This window comes from Streptomyces sp. NPDC050121, from assembly GCF_044460385.1.
Taxonomy (GTDB): Bacteria; Actinomycetota; Actinomycetes; order Streptomycetales; family Streptomycetaceae; genus Streptomyces; species Streptomyces soliscabiei.
In genome coordinates this window covers 91151-109926 of the sequence record NZ_JBITJV010000013.1, presented here as the reverse complement: position 1 = coordinate 109926, position 18776 = coordinate 91151, and the positions used below count along the sequence as shown (strand labels likewise).

The following is an 18776-nucleotide window of genomic DNA, read 5'->3' as shown; positions in this document are numbered from 1 at the left end:
AAACATGCGCGAGATTCTCCCGGTGCTGAACGGGTGGTACGCCCGCGGTGTGCCGTTCGGGCTGGCCACCGTGGTCGCCGTCAGCCGCAGCGCGCCGCGCGATCCGGGCGCGGCGATGGCGGTGGGGCCGGGCGAGGAGGTCGCGGGCAGTGTGTCCGGGGGCTGTGTGGAGGGGGCGGTGTTCGAGCTGGCCCAGCAGGTGGTGGCCGACGGGAGCGCCCGGTTGGAGACCTTCGGTTACAGCGCCGAGGACGCGTTCGCCGTCGGGCTGACCTGCGGCGGCGAGATCACCGTGCTGGTGCGTCCCGTGACGCCCGGCCTCGATCCGTCGTTCGGGGCGGTCGCGGCCTCGGTCGCCGCGGGTGAGCCGGTGACGGTGGCCACGGTCACCGACGGCCCGGCGCCGCGCGGGGCCGCCCTCGTGGTCTGGCCGGAGCGGACCTCCGGCACGCTGGGCTCGGCCGGTCTGGACGCGGCGGTCACGGCCGACGCGCGCGGTGAGCTCGCCCTCGGCGTCACCGGAGTCCGGCACTACGGGCCGCGCGGCCAGCGGCGGGAGGACGCCGTCTCGGTGTTTCTGCACTCCTTCGCGCCGCCGCCGCGCATGCTGGTGTTCGGTGCGATCGACTACGCGGCCGCCGTCGCCCGGATCGGCGACTTCCTCGGCTACCGGGTCACGGTGTGCGACGCCCGCCCGGTCTTCGCCACCCCGAAGCGGTTCCCGCCGGGCGTGGAGGTGGTGGTGGACTGGCCGCACCGGTATCTGCGCGGCACGGACACCGACGGACGCACGGTGATCTGCGTGCTGACCCACGACCCGAAGTTCGACGTGCCGCTGCTGGAGGTGGCGCTGCACCGGCCGGCCGCCTACATCGGGGCGATGGGCAGCCGCCGCACCCACGACCAGCGCCGTGCGCGACTCGTCGAGGCGGGACTCACCGACCGCGAGCTGTCCCGGCTGCGCTCGCCGGTCGGGCTGGACCTGGGGGCCCGTACGCCCGAGGAGGTCGCCGTGTCGGTGGCCGCCGAGATCGTCGCGCTGCGCTGGGGCGGCAGCGGTGCTCCGCTGACGGCGACGGCCGGGGCGATCCACCGTGCGACGGGAGCTCAGGCGCCGTCCGCCCGGTAGTCCGCGATGATCTGCTCCAGGTGGTGCAGGGCCGCGGTGACGCGGGCCGGGTGGGCGCGGAAGAACGGGTCGTCGGGGACGGGCAGCGACCCGGCGAGGGCCCAGCCCCGGGCGCGTGCCCAGGTGGCGTCGTCGGCGCCGACCGCCTCGCGGAACACCGGGCGGGCCTCGGCGGGCAGGAACTTCCACGCGGGCTGCAGGTCCACCGCCGGGTCGGCCACGGCGAGCGTGCCGAAGTCGATGACCGCGCAGACGCTCCCGTCGCGCAGCAGCAGATTGCCCGCGTCGAGGTCGCCGTGGACCCACACCGGCGGTTTGTGCCAGGCGGGGGCGGCGAGCGCCGTCTCCCACACCCGCGTGAGCGCGCCGGTGTCGATCAGACCGGCCTTCCCGAGCGCCTCGATCTTCGGTCGCACCCGTGCCTCGTGGGCGATCGAGTCGCGGTCGTCGCCCAGTGGCACGCCCCGGAAGGCGTTGCTCTGCTCCGGGCCGGGTCCGCCGGTGGGGTCGGCGCCCTGCAGGGCGGTGAGGAAGCCGGCGAGGTCGAGGGCGGTGCGCACCGGGTCGGCCAACGCCTCGGGGGTGGCCGTCTCCCCGTCCAGCCAGCGGTACACCGACCACGGGTAGGGGTAGCCCTCGCCCGGGGCGCCCTGGGCGACCGGTTCCGGCACGGGCAGTGGCAGGAGCGGCGCGAGGCGGGGCAGCCAGCGCTGCTCCCGGGTGACCTGCCCGGTCCAGTGCGCGTAGCGCGGGAGCCGTACGGACAGCTCGTCGCCGAGCCGGAAGGTGGCGTTGTCCATGCCGGACTTCGGGACGGGGGTGATGGGGAGGCGGGCCCAGTGCGGGAACTGCGCGGTGAGCAGACGGCGCACGAGCGTGGTGTCGATCAGCACGTCCTCCATGACAGCGGGAGGCGACGTGCGGCGTCCAGCGAATTCGGAGTCCGCCGGATGGGCGGGAAAGGGAGGTGTGAGACGCGCGCAAAGGGGTAGGCGCCCACAACGGACAGGCATGCATGTCCTCTGTCCTTCGTCTCACGAAGGAAGGAGGTCCGTTGAAGCAACGCACACTCGCAAGTCCCGGGCCGCCTCCGGCCGCATCTGCCGGGGCGGCCCGGCTCTGCGTGTGTGTCCGTCCCTCGCGGCGTCGCGTTCAGCGCGGCGGCAGCCGGTGCAGGACGACGTCCGTGAGCCGGCCGTCGGCCGCGACGGCCGTCAGGTAGGTGCAGTGCGGCTGACGACGGCGGTCGGTCGGGGAGCCCGGGTTGAGCAGGCGCGGTCCGCCGGGGGCGGTGGTGTCCCAGGGGATGTGACTGTGACCGAAGACCAGGACGTCCAGGCCGGGGAAGCGGGCGGCGCAGCGGGCCTCACGGCCCTGTGCGGGGCCCGTGTCGTGGACGACGCCGAACCGCAGTCCGCCCAGTTCGGCGTAGGCGACCTCGGGCAGCCGGGCGCGCAGGCCGGGCCCGTCGTTGTTGCCGTACACGCCGACGAGTCGCCTGCTGCGGCTCTCCAGCAGGTCCAGGGTGGCCGTGTCGACCCAGTCCCCGGCGTGGATCACCACGTCCGCGTGCGGGAGTTCGTCGAGCAGCGTGGCGGGGAGCGCCTTGGCGCGCTTGGGGAGGTGGGTGTCGGCCATCAGGAGGAGTCGCACGCCGTCAGCCTACAAAGGCGGTCAGAAGCAGGACACAAAGGCGACCTGAGTGGCAAAGTCGACAATTCGGGTTAATTGTGATGAGTGGTGCGTTGGTGACGGAGTTAGCATCGGGCCACACGCACCCGCCGTCCCGCGCACGGCAAGCGATCCAGCAAGGGGGCCAGGAGCCCGATGCCGGTCAAGGTCAGCGTCATCGTCCCCGTCCACAACCCCGGTCCCGCCATCGAGACGTGCATCGCCTCGCTGCTGCGGCAGTCGCTCCCGCCGGACGCCTACGAGGTGATCTTCGTCGACGACGGCTCCACCGACGCCACCCCGGCCCGCCTCGACGCACTGGCCGCCGAGGACCCCCGCGTCCGGGTCATCCACCAGGAGAACTCCGGCTGGGCGGGCAAGCCGCGCAACGTCGGCATCGACGCTTCCCGGGGCGAGTACGTCATGTTCGTCGACGACGACGACCACCTCGGCGACGAGGCCCTGGAGCGGATGTACGCCTACGGCGTCGCCCACGACGCGGACATCGTCGTGGGCAAGATGGCCGGCCAGGGGCGCGCGGTGCCGGTGGAGCTGTTCCGCACGAACCGTCCGCACGCCTGCGTCGAGGACACGCCGCTCATCGACAGCCTGACCCCGCACAAGATGTTCCGCCGGGCGTTCCTGGACCGTACCGGCCTGCGCTTCCCCGAGGGCCGGCGGCGGCTGGAGGACCATGTCTTCGTCACCGAGGCCTATCTGCGCGCCGGCAACGTCTCGGTGCTGAGCGACTACGTCTGCTACTACCACGTCCGGCGGGACGACGCCTCGAACCTGAGCCTGCGGCGGTTCGACCCGGCGGGGTACTTCGAGCACCTGCGCGAGGCCCTCGACGTCGTCGAGCGCTACACCGAACCGGGTGCGCTGCGCGACGGGCTGTTCCGGCGCTGGCTGCGGGTGGAGATGGTCGAGCGACTGCGCGGACGACGCTTCCTGGACCTGCCCGAGGGCTACCGCAAGGAACTGTTCGAGGAGATCCACAGGGTCGTCGTCGAGCGGTTCGGGCCCGGGGTGGCGGCGCCGCTGCAGCCCACCCAGCGGGTCGTCGCCGCACTGGCCGCCGAAGGCCGCTACGACGACGTCGTCGCGTTCGCCGAGTGGGAGGCGGGCGTCGGGCTCGCCGTCGACCCGGAGAGCGTCGCCTGGCACGACGGCGTGCTGCGGATCGACTTCGCCGCCGAACTCACGCACGACGGCGGACCGATGACGTTCCCGTCCGCCGGTGGTTCTCCGCGGTGGCCGCCGCGGGACGTCGCGGAGGCGGTGCGGTGGCTGGGCACGGACACCCTGGGCCGCTTCGACCGGGCCGTGCCCGACCTGCTGCTGCGGGAGCGGACCAGTTCCGCGCAGTACTTCCAGCCGGTGGAGGTGGTCCGGGAGACGGTTCCGGCCGCCGGGGACGGCAGTCTGGTGCGGCTCGTGCTGCGGGCGACGGCCACCGTGGATCCCGCGACCGCGGTGAGCGGCGGTCCGCCCGGCGAGGGCCTGTGGGACGCGTGGGTGCGGGTGGGCCTGGGCGGCTGGACCAAGGAGCTGCGGCTGGGCCCGGCGCCCCGCCACGGCCGTCCCACGCCGCCCGCCGGGGTCGTCGCCGGCCGGGTGGTGCTGCCGTACTGGACCGACCGGCACGCGAGTCTCGCGCTGGACGTCGGCCACGCGAGCGCGCGGCTGGGCCTCGGCCGGGTCGCCGCCGAGGACGTCACCCTCGCCGGGGACCGCCTCCGCGTGGTGCTGCCGCTCCACGTGCCCGAGGCCGTCGATGTGCTGCTGCGGCTGACGGGGGTCAAGCGCGGCGGCTCCCGGGAGGTCTTCGGGACGCTCTCGCCGGGCGGGCGGCTGGAGGTCGCCCTGCCGGGCGGCGCCCCGGTGGGCCGGACCTGGCTGACGACGGTGTGCCTCACCCCGCAGCAGGAGGGGGCGCGCTTCCATCCGCTGCCCTTCGCCCTGCACGTCGCCTCGGACGGTCTCCTCGTGGTGCCGTCGCCCCAGCCCGGCGGAGCGAGGCGCCTGGCCCGCAGGGTGCGACGCGCGCTGTACCGGGCGCTCGGAAGGATCACGACGCGCGGGAGATGACGGCAGGCGGCCGGGTCAGTGCTCCAGGAGCAGTTCGCTCCACACCTGTTTGCCGCCGCTGACCGGCACCGTCCCCCAGGCCTCGGACACGGCTTCCACGAGGAGGATGCCGCGCCCGCCGGTGGCCTCCCAGCCGAGGTGGGTCGGCTTGACGGGGGTGCGGGGCGAGGCGTCGGTCACGGCGACCCGCAGCCGCTGGTTGATCAGGGTGATGTCGAGGCGGACCTGGCCGGCGGTGTGCACCAGGGCGTTGGTGACGAGCTCGGAGACGACGAGCAGGGCGGTGTCCATCAGGTCGTCGGTGACGCCCCAGGCGCGCAGGGTGCGCCGGGTGAAGCGGCGGGCGTGCCGGGACGCCTCCGGCACGCGCCACACGGTCCAGCCGTCGCGCAGCGGCTTGACGGCCATGCCGTCGTAGCGGACGAGGAGCAGGGCGATGTCGTCGCCGCGGTGGGCGTTGCCGAGCAGGGCGTCGGCGACGAGGCCGAGGTGGGCGGGGTCGGCGAGGGACAGTTCGTGGGCGAGCCGGTCCAGGCCGGTGTCGATGTCCAGGTCGGCGGACTCCACGAGCCCGTCCGTGGTCAACGCGAGCACGGTGCCGGGCAGCAGCCGCAGCGGCGTCATCGGGAACTCGGCCTGCGCCCCGACGCCGAGCGGCGGGCCGCCGTCCGTCTCGACGATGTCGGTGGAGCCGTCCGGGTGACGCAGGACGGGCGGCGGGTGCCCGGCCCGTACGCACCAGGCGGTGCCCTCCTCCATGCCGACGTCGACATAGCAGCAGGTCACGAAGAGGTCGGTCTCCAGTTCCAGCAGGAGCCGGTTGGCGTGGGCGACGACCACGTCCGGCGGGTGGCCCTCGGCCGCGTAGGCGCGCAGGGCCGTACGCATCTGGCCCATGAGGGTGGCGGCGCCGGCGCTGTGGCCCTGGACGTCGCCGATGACGAGGGCCACATGGTGGTCGGGCAGCGGGATCACGTCGTACCAGTCGCCGCCGAGTTCCAGCCCCGCGGTGGCGGGCAGGTAGCGGGCGACGGCGGTGGCGCCCGGGAGCGGGGGCAGGCGGCGCGGGAGCAGTTGGCGCTGGAGCATGCCGACGAGTTCGTGTTCGGCGTCGAAGGCGCGGGCCCGCGTCAGGGCCTCGCCGGCGAGGCCGGCGGAGGCGGTGAGCAGGGCGCGCTCGTCGGGGCCGAAGTCGTGCGGTTCGTCCCAGCCGATCAGACAGGCGCCGGCCGTGCGGCCCCCGGCGGCCAGCGGCAGCACGGCGAGGCCGCCGGGGCCCACCTCGGCGAGGGCCGGTTCCAGGGGGGTGCCGGCGGGCCAGATCCGGGCGCGGCCCTCGCGCAGGGCGGCGGCGAGGGTGGGCATGGTCCGTACCGGCGCGTCGGGCCATTCCGAGCGCCACTCCAGCTGCCACAGCTCGGGCCAGTACTCCGGTTCGGGCGGGTCGAGGACGGTGACCACGAGCCGCTCGTTCTCCAGTTCGGCGAGCGCGATCCGGTCGGCCCGCAGCGGCCCCCGCAGGGCGGCGACGACGGCCTGGCCGACGTCGCGGACGGTGCCGGCGGTGGCGAGCGCCGCGGCCAGCCGCTGGACGCGGGCGACCTCGGTGACCTCGTCGCGCAGGGTGGAGACGTCGGCGACGGTGCCGAGGAGCCGCGCCGGGCGGCCGTCGCCGCCGGGCAGCAGACGGCCGCGCAGTCTGAGCCAGCGCGGCGGCTCGGCGGGCTGGAGCACCCGGAACTCCAGCTCGCGGTCGCCGACCGACAGGTGGTCGGCCTCGACGACGGACATCAGCGAGGGCAGGTCCTCGGGGACGGTGAGCCCGAGGAGGGTCTCCACCCGGCCGTCGAACTCCTCCCTGGGCAGGCCGAACAGCTCCAGGATGCCGTCGCCGACGTCGACGCGGCCGGTGTCCATGGCCAGGCTGAAGACGTTCGCACGCGACGCCTCCCCCTCGGCGGGGGCGGCCGGAACGGGGAGGGCCGCAGCGGGTAGGGCCGGAACGGGAAGGGCGACGGCCTCGGCGACGAGCTGCAGACAGCTGCGGTCGTCGGCGTCGAAGCCGCCTGGGCGCTCGCTGACGGCGAGCAGACAGCCGGCCCCGGCCGGACTCCCGGGCCCCCCGCCCACGGGCAGCGCGGCCAGATGCACGTCCCGGGCCGGCGTCCGTGGTGCCTCCGCGCGGTCGGAGTGCTCTCCGGGTCCCCGCCACACCGGCCGCCCGGTGCGGTGGGCGTCGGCGACCGGCGAGCGCCCGGCGAGGGGATAGCTCTCGCGCAGCCCGTACAGCGTCCGCGGGACTCCGGCGGACTCGGCCAGACACAGCAGCTCGCCGTCCTCGCCGGGCGTGTAGACGGCGGCCAGGGCCGCACCCGCGAAGACGAGCGCCTGTTCGAGCGTCCGCCTTACCCGTTCGGGTGAGGCGGGATCAGCCGTGATCGTTTTCAGGGCGATTTCGGCACGCACGTGTCCCGTCCTACGCTCTGCGGACCCCTCACTGACCACGTCCGCAATTACAGCGCCTACGAGCCCCTGGCGCAGCCCCTGCGTCCGATCCGTGAAGGCGACAGGGGGCGGACGGGGAACGGGGCCGTGGAGGCCTACGCCCAAAAGGGGCCGAACATGTTCGGCTGAGTTTGCGCACTGCCGGCGATCGACTGTGCACGGGAATTCAGCTCGCCGTGCGCGTCGCGCCGCCAGGGGGCAGATTTGGAGCCTGGGACCCGTGCGGCGCCGGGCGAGGGCGCGTCCTGCGGATCGGCCCCGGCCCGAGCTGCGGCGTCCGGCCGATGCCGGGTCGCCCCGCGGCCCCCGGGCGACCCGGGAAACACGCCTTGGGAGGTGGTCGCCGTGCCCGAGCAGACGTCCGGTCAGGCTCCGGCGGCCGCGGCCGCGGCCGCGGCCGCGGCGGCGCCAGTCGGCCGGCCGCTGCTCTCCCTGGCGCTGACGTTGATGATGGAGGCCGTCGGGGCGCACTCCGGCGCCGTGTACCTGCGCCCGGGCGACGAACCGATGCTGGAGATGGCGGTGATGGCCGGGCTGCCCCGGGCGTTCGCGGCGCCCTGGGAGCGGGTGGGGCTGAACGCGCCGATCCCGGTCGCCGAGGCGGTGCGCGAGCGGCGACTGGTGTGGGTGGGCGGGGAGGAGGACATGGCCCGCAACTACCCGCGGATCGCCGTCGTCCTGCCGTATCCCTTCGCGCTGGCCGCGCTGCCGGTGGCGACGGCGTCCCGGGTGTACGGCGCGGTCTTCGTCACCTGGCCCGGCTCGCACCCGCCGGAGCTGTCCGACCGGGAGCGCCAGGAGCTGACGACGGCCTGCGAGCGGCTCGCGCTGCGGCTGGAGCGCGCCGCGGCGCAGCACCGCTCGGTGCGCGCCGAGTCGGATCTGCTGGTCTCGGGCCCGCTGGGCGGCGTCTCCGACACGCTCGGCTCGCTGGAGGCGGCCCGGATGGTGGCCCGGCTGCCGTACGGGATGTGCTCGCTGGACCTGAGCGGGCGGGTGGGCTTCGCCAACGCCGCCGCGTCCGAGATGCTCGGCGTCCCGGTGAGCGGGCTGCTGGGCACGCAGCTGTGGGCGGCCGTGCCGTGGCTGAACGATCCCGTGTACGAGGAGCGCTACCGGGCCGCGCTGATCAGTCAGGACGCCACCTCGTTCGTGGCGCTGCGCCCGCCGTCCGAGTGGCTGTCGTTCCGGCTGTATCCGAGCACCACGGGGCTCAGCGTGCGGATCAGCCGGGCCCGGTCGGTGACGGAGACGCGCTCGTCCGAACCCCGGTCCGTGGACGCGCCGACCCGGCTCGTGTCGATGTCGCAGGCGCTGAGTCTGGCCGGGGCGCTCACCGAGACGGTGAGCGTGCAGGACGTGGTGCAACTGGTCGCGGACGAGATCGCGCCGGCGGTGGGCAGTCAGGCGCTGACCCTGCTCGGCGCGCGGGCGGGCCGGCTGCACGTGCTCGGGCACCACGGGTATCCCGACCCGCACGCCGTGGAGCAGTTCGACGGGATGCCGCTGACCGACCCGGCCCCGGGTGCGCGCGCCGTCGCGCACGGCGTCCCGGCGTTCTTCGACTCCCGGCAGCAGCTGGAGCAGCTCTACCCGGCCCGGCGGAGCACTCCGGACGGCTTCGCCGCCTGGGCCTTTCTGCCGCTGATCGCCTCCGGCCGCCCGGTGGGCGCCTGTGTGCTGGCCTACGCGGAGCCCCATCCGTTCTCCACACACGAGCGCGCGGTGCTGACCAGCCTCGCCGGGCTGATCGCGCAGGCCCTGGACCGGGCGCTGCTGTACGACGTGAAACACCGGTTGGCGCACGGGCTGCAGGCGGCGCTGCTGCCGCCGTCGCTGCCGTCGCTGCCCGGCATCGAGGCGACCGCCCGCTATCTGCCCGCGACGCGGGGCATGGAGATCGGCGGCGACTTCTACGACCTGGTGCCCTCGCAGCCGCTGCCGGCGGCCGTGATCGGGGACGTGCAGGGGCACAACGTGACCGCTGCCGGGCTGATGGGGCAGATCCGTACCGCGGTGCGCGCGTACACGACGGTCGGGCAGGAGCCCGCGGAGGTCATGCGCAGCACCAACCGGCTGCTGATCGACCTCGGTTCCGAGCTGTTCGCCAGCTGCCTGTACCTGCGGCTGGACCCGGCCCGTGGGCGGGCGGTGATGGCCCGGGCCGGGCATCCCCCGCCGCTGCTGCGCCGGGCGGACGGCCGGGTGCGCGTCCTGGACCTCGCGGGCGGCCCGCTGCTGGGGATCGACGCCTCGGCGACGTATCCGACGACCGAGGTCGAGCTCGCCCCCGGCTGTGTCCTCGCCCTCTACACCGACGGGCTCGTCGAGACGCCGGGGGTGGACATCGAGGAAGCGGTGACCGATCTGGCGCGGCGGCTCGGCGGGGCCGGGGACCGTCCGCTGGAGGAGCTGGCCGACGAGCTGGTGGGGCACTACGCGAGGGCGGAGGAGCGGATCGACGACGTGGCGCTGCTGTTGCTGCGGGCGCTGGGGGACGACGGCTGACGGGGCGTCGCCGCCCTCGTGGACGCGGGAGCAGGAGCAGGAGCAGGAGTGGGAGACGTGAACGGTCCGACCCCCGCCGGAGGGTCGGACCGTTTCATGGGGTGATGCGGTGTCAGTGCGACTCGTTCAGCCCCGAGCCGTTCTGCAGGCCACCGTTGCCGGTCTGGTCCTGGCCGCCGTTGGCGTTCTGGTCCTGGCCGTTGCCGGTCGCGTCCTGACCGCCGTTGGCCGCCTGGCCTCCGTCAGCGGCCTGACCGCCGTCGGCCGCCTGCCCGCCGTTGGCGTTCTGGTCCTGGCCGTTGCCGGTCTGGTCCTGGCCGCCGTTGGCGTTCTGGTCCTGGCCGCCGTTGGCGTTCTGGTCCTGGCCGCCGTTGGCCGCCGCGCCGCCGCCCTGAATGGCTTCGCCCGTGTTGTCGTCGATGCCGTCACCGTTCTCGTCCACGGCGCCCGCGCCCGCGTTACCGCCGCCGGCCCCGGCGCCCGCACCGGCGCCGTCGCCGAGGGTCGCGCCGACCGCCGTCAGCGCGGTGGTCACCGGCTGGAAGAAGGTCTCGCCGCCGACGGTGCAGTCGCCGCTGCCGCCCGAGGTCAGGCCGATCGCCTGGCCGTCCTGGGTGAAGAGCGAGCCGCCGCTGTCGCCGGGCTCGGCGCAGACGTCCGTCTGGATGAGGCCGGTGACGGTGCCCTCGGGGTAGTTCACCGTGGCGTCGAGGCCGAGGACCTGCCCGGCCTTGAGTCCGGTGGTGCTGCCCATCCGGAAGACCTGCGTGCCCACCGTCGCGTCGGCGGCCTGGCTGATCGCGACGGTCTGCTGACCGGTGTTGACCTCGCTGGGCGCCTGCGTGTTCGGGTCGTCGTACTTCACAAGCGCGAAGTCGCCGTCGCCGGGGAAGGTGGCCTGGTCGACCGTGGCGATCGGCTGGCCGTTCGCGGAGTCGGACCACTGCTTCTCCGCGACCCCGCAGTGACCGGCCGTCAGGAACGCCGGGGAGCCGTCGCCCGCGGTCACGTTGAAGCCGAGGGAGCAGCGCGCTCCGCCGCCGAATATCGCGTCGCCGCCGGAGACCAGGGGCTTGAGGGCGCCGGCCGACTTCTTGATCGTGGCCATGCCCGAGCCGAGGGTCTTCACGGTCGACTCGATCTTGTCCCACTTGTTGCCGGTGACCGTGGAGTCGGCGGTGACGAGGATCTTGTTCGTCTTCGGGTCGACGGCCCAGGAGGTGCCCGGGATGGTCGCCCTGGTCTTCAACGTCTGTGCGGCCGCCTTGAGTTCGGCCGTGCTGTTCTCCACCTCGCGGACCTTGGCGCCCGCCTTCTCCGCTTGCGCGACGACGTTGTTCTTGTCGCCGGAGACGTTCGTGACGTTGACGACCAGCTGCTTGCCGTCGGCGTCGTAGTAGGAACCGGCGAAGGCGTCACCGAGCAGCTTCTGGAGCTGGGAGGCGAGTCCCGAGGCATCGCCCGCCTTCAGGGTCTTCACCGAGGCGGCGTTGTTCGAGCCGCCGTCCTGGGAGGCGTTGGCCTGGGGGAGGAGGATGGCCGCCGCTCCGAGCGCCGCCACACCGCCGGCTGCGACGATGGCCTTGCGCTTCGTAACTCGCTTGTGACTCAAAAAACTCGACCTCCTGGGGGGCGGGGTCTGGCTGCCGGGTTCGGCAGCTCCGTACAGCGGCGCCTGGTTGGCCATCAGTACGCAGGGGTCGCATGGTGCGTTCAATCGCGATTGCCAACTTTCTTTGCTGAACCCTGAATCGGCCATGACCTGCGTCCGACGTCGCGGCCCGGGGAACAATCGCCCATATGACGATGACGACCGCCGAAGCCGACAAGATCCTTTCCGACAACTTCGCACCCTGGGTGCTGGCTCTGGGGCTGTCCGTGGAGGCCCTGGGCGAGGACCGGGCGGTTCTGCGTCTTCCCTGGTCACAGAAGCTGGCGCGGGAGGGCGGAGGGCTCTCGGGGCAGGCGTTGATGGCGGCCGCGGACACGGCCACCGCGATCGCCGTGTCGGCCGCCCGCGGGGCCTACGGACCGATGACGACGGTTCAGCAGTCGACGTCGTTCCAGCGGTCGGTGGCCGATTCGGATGTCCTGATCCAAGCGGTGCTGACGAAGCTCGGCCGCCGGACGGCGTTCGCCGACATCACCATGACGGCCGAGCGGACGGGCGAACTGGCCGCCCGGGCCGGCACGGTGTACGCCCTGCTGGGCTGACCCACTCCGAACACTTCCGGAGTTACACCGTTCGTAGTCGGTCGGCGACGATCCGTTCCGATCGGAGAGCGGAATTCCTGCTTCAGGGAATCTGCACATCGACTGCCCAAGCGGGTCACCGGAAGCAGGGGTTCTGCACAACTCGCCGACCCCGGCCACGCCATTGAGACGGGAGTGTCGGATTCGCCGCGAGGGGGCGCGGCGCTCATCCGAGCGAATCCCGCCTGCCGTGTGAAGAAGTCGCCGACAAGCCGTGGGCGCACCTGCACGCTTTAACGTTCCTGTGACGCAAGTTCCCAGGTGGGACGGGGGATTGATTGGCTGCGCCGGCCGTAAACCTGCTTTGATCCATCGCACCGCAGGGGCCGCACGGCTTCCGGAAACGGGTGCCCGGCACCAGCGGTCGCGGCCGTCATCTGTCCCCAGAGGGGGCCGCTCCCCCTTATGAGATATCCATGTGAAGGGAAGTTCCACCATGAACTCCACCCCCCAGGTTGAGACCGTCGAGATCTCCGACGCCGAGCTGGACAACGTCTCCGGCGGTCTGTCCCTGAACGCCCTCGGCACCGTCACGGGCCTGGTGGACGGCGTCGCCCCGGTCTCCGGCCTGGTCGACACGGCCGTCGGCACCGTCGAGGGTGTCACCGGCCTGAACACGGCCCCGGTCACCAACCTGGTCGCCGGTCTCTGATCGCACCTTTGTGACCCCTTGAGTCCCGGAGCCGTCCCCCGGCTCCGGGACTCATCGGTGCCCTGACACTCCCGAGGTAAGCCCCGTGCAGTTCCGCCAACAGGCCCTCGCCAAGCTCCAGTCGCCGGAGGAGCTCGACCTGCCGGTGCGTTTCGCGCGCCCCCAGGGCTGGCTGGTGCTGTCCGTGACCGTGGTCGTCATGGCGGCCGCGTCCGTGTGGGCGGTGACCGGCTCGGTCGCCTCCACGGTGAGCGCGCCCGCCGTCCTCACCCACGGCGAGGGCAGCTACATCCTGCAGAGCCCCGCCGCGGGCCAGGTCACCGCCGTCCTCGCGAAGGAGGGCCGGCGACTGCCCGCGAACTCCCCCGTGCTGAAGGTACGCACGGCCCAGGGCGACGCCGTGGTGCGCACGGTCGCCGCGGGCCGGATCACCGCGCTCGCCGCCACCATCGGGCAGATCATCTCCACCGGCGCGAACGTCGCCGCGGTGGAAAAGGTCGCGGGCGCCGACGACCCGCTGTACGCCACGGTGTACGTCCCGGCGGAGAACGCGGCCTCCATACCGCAGGACGCGGCCGTCGACCTGACCGTGCAGACCGTGCCCTCGCAGGAGTACGGCGTGCTGCGCGGCCATGTGAAGTCGGTGGACCGCGCGGCCCAGTCGGCCCAGCAGATCGCCGCGTTCCTCGGCGACAGCCAGCTGGGCGGGCAGTTCACCAAGGAGGGCCGCCCGGTGGCGGTGCTGGTGAAGCTGGACAAGTCGGCGGGCACGAAGAGCGGCTACAGGTGGTCGTCCGCGGACGGACCGCCGTACGCGCTCACCTCCATGACCATGGCCACCGGTTCGATCCGGCTGGCCGACCAGCGTCCCGTCGATTGGCTGCTCCCGTGACCGCCACCGAGCAGACCCGCGGTCGGCGGCGGGCCGCGCCGCCCCGGCGCACGGTCCCCAAGGCCAGCGTGAAGACCGTCCGCACGCCCACCGTGCTCCAGATGGAGGCCGTGGAGTGCGGGGCCGCCTCGCTCGCCATGGTCCTCGGCCACTACGGCCGGCACATCCCGCTGGAGGAGCTGCGCATCGCGTGCGGCGTCTCCCGCGACGGCTCGCGCGCCAGCAACCTGCTGAAAGCGGCCCGCAGTTACGGCCTGACGGCCAAGGGCATGCAGATGGACCTGGCCGCCCTCGCCGGGGTGCGCACGCCGGCGATCCTGTTCTGGGAGTTCAACCACTACGTCGTCTACGAGGGGCTCGGCCGGCGCTTCGGCCGCCGGGGCGTGTTCATCAACGATCCCGGCAAGGGCCGGCGGTTCGTGCCGATGGAGGACTTCGACGGCAGCTTCACCGGTGTCGTGCTGGTGCTGGAGCCGGGCGAGGACTTCGAGCGGGGGGGCCGCAAGCCGGGAGTGCTGGGCGCCATGCCGGCCCGGCTGCGCGGCACCGCGGGCACCCTGCCGGCGGCCGTGCTGGCGAGCCTGCTGCTGGTTGTGGTGGGCGCGGCGGTACCCGCCCTCAGCCGGACCTACATCGACATGTTCCTGATCGGCCGGCAGACCTCCCTGCTGACCGTGCTGTTCGCGTCGATGGGCACCTGCGTGGCCCTCACGATCGCCCTCACCTGGCTCCAGCAGGCCAACCTCCACCACGGCCGGATCATCTCCTCCACGCTCTCCAGCGCCCGCTTCCTGCGCCATCTGCTGCGGCTGCCGGTGACCTTCTTCTCGCAGCGCAGCCCCGCCGACCTGGTCCAGCGCCTGCAGTCGAACGACGCGGTCGCCGAGACCCTGGCCCGCGACCTCGCGTCGGCGGGCGTGGACGCGGTGGTCGTCGTCCTCTACGCGATCCTGCTCTACACCTACGATCCGCAGCTGACATACGTCGGCATCGGGGTGGCGCTGCTCAACATCGTCGCCATGCGGATCGTCATCCGGATGCGCGCGACCCGGACGGCGAAGCTGCGCGCGGACAACGCGCGGCTGACCAACACGGCGTACACCGGGCTGCAGTTGATCGAGACGATGAAGGCGACCGGCGGTGAGGACGGCTACTTCCGCAAGTGGGCGGGGCAGCACGCCACCACACTGGAGGAGCAGCAGCGGCTGGGCGTGCCGAGCGCCTGGCTGGGCGTGGTCGCGCCGACGCTCGCCTCGCTCAACAGCGCGCTGATCCTGTGGATCGGCGGCATGCGGGCCATCGAGGGCCATATCTCCGTGGGCCTGCTGGTCGCGTTCCAGGCGCTGGTCACCCGCTTCACGGCGCCCCTGAGCCGTCTCAACGGCGTCGCGGGCCGGATCCAGGACTTCGCGGCGGACGTGGCCCGGCTGAAGGACGTGGAGAACTTCCGCGCCGACCCGCTCTACGACCGCCGTTCCGGCGGGGACTCCACGCGCCGGCTGCACGGTCATGTCGAGCTGGAGAACATCACCTTCGGCTACAGCCCGCTGGACAAGCCGCTGCTGACCGGCTTCGACCTGACCGTCGGCCCCGGGCAGCAGGTGGCGCTGGTCGGCGGCTCCGGCAGCGGCAAGTCCACGGTGTCCAGGCTGATCTCCGGCCTGTACGCGCCCTGGGAGGGCGTGATCCGCATCGACGGGCAGCGGCTGGAGGACTTCGCGCGCGGGGCGCTCGCCTCCTCCGTCTCCTTCGTCGACCAGGAGGTGTTCCTGTTCGAGGGCTCGGTCCGCGACAACGTGGCCCTGTGGGACCCGTCGATCCCGGACGACGCCGTCGTCGACGCACTGCGCGACGCGGCGCTCCACGACGTCGTCATGCGGCGGCCCGGCGGCATCCACAGCAGGGTCGAGCAGGACGGCCGCAACTTCTCCGGCGGGCAGCGCCAACGCCTGGAGATCGCGAGGGCGTTGGTGCGTCGGCCCAGCATCCTCGTGCTGGACGAGGTGACCAGCGCGCTGGACGCGGAGACCGAGCAGGTGGTGATGGACAACCTGCGCAAGCGCGGCTGCGCGTGCGTGGTGATCGCCCACCGGCTCAGCACGGTGCGCGACAGCGACGAGATCGTCGTGCTCCAGCACGGCACGGTCGTGGAGCGCGGGCGGCACGAGGAACTGGTGGCGCGCGGCGGTTCGTACGCGGCCCTGGTCAGGGAGCGTTGAGATGACGGCCGTACCCGAGGGCGACGTCGTGCTCGCCGCACTGGGGCAGTTGGGCTCGCGGATCGACTGCGCGGGCTTCAGCCGCCTCGACCTGGAAGGCCCGCAAGTGCTGTGGCTGGTCGCGTCGGGCGCCCTGGACCTGTTCGCGGTGGACGCCGAACAGCAGGGCCACTGGCACCACCTGGGCCGCCTGGAGGCGGGGTCCCTGCTGCTGGGCCCGGTCGCCGGTCCCCAGCACACCCTCGTCGCCCGCCCGTTGCGCGACTGCGTGGTGCACCGCATCGGCCTGCGCGAGCTGTACCAGCCCGCGAGCACCCAGACCTGGTCCTACGACGAGTACGGCAACCCCCAGTACGTGCCGCCGACTTCGAGCCCCCTGGAGTACGCGCTCGCCCTCGGCGTCGGCCGCGGCCTGTCGATCCTCTTCCAGGCGCCGATGGCCGGCGAGCGGGCGGCGGAGCACGGGGGTGCCCCCGTGCGAGCGCATTCGAGCATGGGGGACGACGACGACGTGTTCTGGATGCAGGTACCGCCGGGCAGCGTCCAGTACGGCCGGTTGTACGGCGCGGAGGCGGCCGCCGACCTGCTGATGGACCCGTCGGTGTGGCAGTCCATGGTCGACCAGCAGTACCGGCTGCTGACCACCCTGGACCGCTGGATCGAGCAGCTGGAACACACCCACGAGACCCGTACGGCCGCCGGGATCAAGGCGGGTGAGGCGGTCCGCGCACAGGCCGACCGGACGCTGCTGGCGTCGATCGGCAAGAAGTCGGGGCAGCGCACGACGTCCGCCGACGCCGACGCGACGTTCGCCGCCTGCAGGCTGGTCGCCCGGGCCGCCGGGATCACCCTCGCCGAGCCCGCCGAGATGGGTGCCGACAGCGACCGCCTGGACCCTGTCGAGCGGATTGCGCTCGCCTCCCGGGTGCGCGCCCGGGCCGTCCGTCTCGACGGCCGCTGGTGGCGGGACGACGTGGGCCCGCTGGTCGGCCACCGGGCCCTGTCCGGCGCGCCGGTCGCCCTGCTGTGGCGGCGCGGCGGTTATGTCGCCGTGCATCCCGCGACCGGGCGGGAGACCCCGGTCGAGAAGGCCAACGCGGAGGAGTTCGAGCCGCGGGCCGTGATGTTCTACCGCCCGCTGCCCGACCGCACGTCGGGCCCGCTCGGCCTGCTGCGGTTCAGCATGCGCGGCACCGCAGGGGACCTGAGGAACCTGCTGCTCAGCGGGCTGGTGACGGTGGCGATCGGGGCGCTGGTGCCGATCGCCACCGGCAAGGTGCTCGGCGAGTTCGTGCCGAGGGCCCAGCAGGGGCTGATCGTGCAGGTGTGTCTGGCCGTGATGGTCAGCAGTGTGGTCGCGGCGGCGTTCATGCTGCTGCAGAACCTGACCATCCTGCGTCTGGAGGGCCGGATCGAGGCGACGCTCCAGCCGGCCGTGTGGGACCGCCTGCTCCGGCTGCCGACGAAGTTCTTCGCGGAACGCTCCACGGGCGAGCTGGCCAGCGCCGCCATGGGCATCAGCGCGATCCGCCGGCTGCTGGCGGGGCTCGGGCCGTCGGTGGCGCAGTCCGTCACCATCGGCGCGATGAACCTGGGGCTGCTGCTCTGGTACAGCGTGCCGATGGCGTTGGCCGCGATCGGCATGCTCGTCGTCATCGCGTCCGTGTTCCTGGCGCTGGGCCTGTGGCAGGTGCGCTGGCAGCGGCGGCTCGTGGTGCTCTCCAACAAGCTCAACAACCAGGCGTTCCAGACCCTGCGCGGGCTGCCGAAGCTACGGGTGGCGGCCGCCGAGAACTACGCGTACGCGGCCTGGGCGGCGCAGTTCGCGCGCAGCCGGGAACTCCAGCAGCGCCTCGGCCGGATCAAGAACCTCAACACGGTGCTGGGCTCGGTGTACCTGCCGCTGTGCTCGCTGCTGATGTTCATGCTGCTGGCCGGTCCGGCCCGCGGTGCGCTGTCGGCGGCGGACTTCCTCACCTTCAACACGTCGATGACGATGCTGCTCACCTCGGTCACCTCGCTGACCGGCGCGTTCGTGTCGGCGGTGGCCGCGCTGCCGCTGTTCGAGGAGATCCGGCCGGTGCTGGAGGCCACGCCCGAGGTCCGCACGGGGAACACCCGCCCGGGCCCGCTGACGGGCGCCCTCGAGGCCCGGCGCCTCTCCTTCCGCTACTCCGACGACGGTCCCCTCGTCCTCGACGACGTCTCCTTCGAGGTGCGGCCGGGCGAGTTCGTGGCGATCGTCGGCCCGAGCGGCTGCGGCAAGTCGACGCTCCTGAGGCTCCTCATCGGCTTCGACAAACCGGTCTCGGGCAGTGTGCTGTACGACGGCCAGGACCTGGCCGCGCTCGACCAGTCGGCCGTGCGCCGGCAGTGCGGGGTGGTGCTCCAGCACGCCCAGCCGTTCACCGGCTCCCTGCTGGACGTCATCTGCGGCACCGAGGCCTACACGCCGGAGGAGGCGATGGCGGCCGCCGAGCTGGCGGGGCTCGCGGAGGACATCAAGCGCATGCCGATGGGGCTGCACACGATCGTCTCGGGCAGCGGGTCGGTCTCGGGCGGCCAGCGCCAGCGCCTGATGATCGCCCAGGCGCTGATCCGCCGGCCGCGCATCCTGTTCTTCGACGAGGCGACCAGCGCCCTCGACAACGAGACGCAGCGCACGGTCATCGAGAGCACCCGCAAGCTGAACGCCACCCGGGTCGTCATCGCGCACCGCCTGTCGACGGTGATGGACGCCGACCGGGTTGTCGTCATGGAGAACGGCAAGGTGGCCCAGCAGGGCCCGCCCGCCCAGCTCCTCGCGGACACGGGCGGACGCCTCCACGAGCTGGTACGACGGCAGTTGGCCTAGGG

Annotated in this window: 12 protein-coding genes; 8 read left to right on the top strand and 4 right to left on the bottom strand. The window is 73.0% G+C overall.

Annotated elements, in window-relative coordinates:
* Positions 1-4: 4 nt before the first annotated feature.
* On the top strand, positions 5-1129 hold the full coding sequence (locus ACIBTS_RS21255; RefSeq protein WP_399321232.1) for an XdhC family protein: 1125 nt from the start codon (positions 5-7) through the stop codon (positions 1127-1129).
* Here the strand turns inward: ACIBTS_RS21255 and ACIBTS_RS21250 are convergent.
* Together ACIBTS_RS21250 and ACIBTS_RS21245 are read right to left on the bottom strand one after the other, a co-directional pair.
* Positions 1108-2031 (bottom strand): aminoglycoside phosphotransferase family protein, encoded by a 924-nt coding sequence (locus ACIBTS_RS21250; protein WP_399321230.1) that lies wholly within the window; start codon positions 2029-2031, stop codon positions 1108-1110. The genes ACIBTS_RS21255 and ACIBTS_RS21250 overlap by 22 nt on opposite strands.
* 250 nt (positions 2032-2281) lie before the next feature.
* Positions 2282-2782 (bottom strand): metallophosphoesterase family protein, encoded by a 501-nt coding sequence (locus tag ACIBTS_RS21245; protein WP_399321229.1) that lies wholly within the window; start codon positions 2780-2782, stop codon positions 2282-2284.
* Positions 2783-2956: 174 nt separating this feature from the next.
* On the opposite strand from ACIBTS_RS21245, the gene ACIBTS_RS21240 reads away from it, so the two are divergent.
* Positions 2957-4891, top strand: a complete 1935-nt coding sequence (locus tag ACIBTS_RS21240; protein ID WP_399321228.1) for a glycosyltransferase family 2 protein — start codon at positions 2957-2959, stop codon at positions 4889-4891.
* Positions 4892-4906: 15 nt separating this feature from the next.
* Here ACIBTS_RS21240 and ACIBTS_RS21235 read toward each other — a convergent pair whose 3' ends face one another.
* Complete coding sequence (locus ACIBTS_RS21235) at positions 4907-7396, bottom strand: SpoIIE family protein phosphatase (protein WP_399321226.1); 2490 nt, start codon at positions 7394-7396, stop codon at positions 4907-4909.
* A 345-nt stretch (positions 7397-7741) separates the two neighbouring features.
* Here ACIBTS_RS21235 and ACIBTS_RS21230 point away from each other — a divergent pair, with 345 nt between their 5' ends.
* Complete coding sequence (locus tag ACIBTS_RS21230; RefSeq protein ID WP_399321224.1) at positions 7742-9904, top strand: SpoIIE family protein phosphatase; 2163 nt, start codon at positions 7742-7744, stop codon at positions 9902-9904.
* Between the two features lie 112 nt (positions 9905-10016).
* Here ACIBTS_RS21230 and ACIBTS_RS21225 read toward each other — a convergent pair whose 3' ends face one another.
* Complete coding sequence (locus tag ACIBTS_RS21225) at positions 10017-11516, bottom strand: S1 family peptidase (RefSeq protein ID WP_399321223.1); 1500 nt, start codon at positions 11514-11516, stop codon at positions 10017-10019.
* Positions 11517-11704: 188 nt separating this feature from the next.
* Here ACIBTS_RS21225 and ACIBTS_RS21220 point away from each other — a divergent pair, with 188 nt between their 5' ends.
* The 5 genes from ACIBTS_RS21220 to ACIBTS_RS21200 all read left to right on the top strand — a co-directional run bounded on the left by ACIBTS_RS21220 (position 11705) and on the right by ACIBTS_RS21200 (position 18774).
* Entirely contained in the window at positions 11705-12118 is a 414-nt protein-coding gene (locus ACIBTS_RS21220) for a PaaI family thioesterase (protein WP_399321222.1), read from the top strand.
* Between the two features lie 475 nt (positions 12119-12593).
* Complete coding sequence (locus ACIBTS_RS21215) at positions 12594-12809, top strand: type A2 lantipeptide (protein WP_319339047.1); 216 nt, start codon at positions 12594-12596, stop codon at positions 12807-12809.
* Positions 12810-12894: 85 nt separating this feature from the next.
* On the top strand, positions 12895-13701 hold the full coding sequence (locus tag ACIBTS_RS21210) for an HlyD family efflux transporter periplasmic adaptor subunit (RefSeq protein ID WP_399321220.1): 807 nt from the start codon (positions 12895-12897) through the stop codon (positions 13699-13701).
* Positions 13702-13802: 101 nt separating this feature from the next.
* The gene (locus ACIBTS_RS21205; protein WP_399321402.1) at positions 13803-15920 is read left to right on the top strand and encodes an NHLP family bacteriocin export ABC transporter peptidase/permease/ATPase subunit; all 2118 of its coding nucleotides are present in this window, start codon (positions 13803-13805) and stop codon (positions 15918-15920) included.
* A 1-nt stretch (position 15921) separates the two neighbouring features.
* Positions 15922-18774 carry an NHLP bacteriocin export ABC transporter permease/ATPase subunit gene (locus tag ACIBTS_RS21200; protein ID WP_399321218.1) on the top strand — a complete coding sequence of 951 codons (2853 nt, stop codon included), beginning with the start codon at positions 15922-15924 and terminating at the stop codon, positions 18772-18774.
* Positions 18775-18776: the final 2 nt, after the last annotated feature.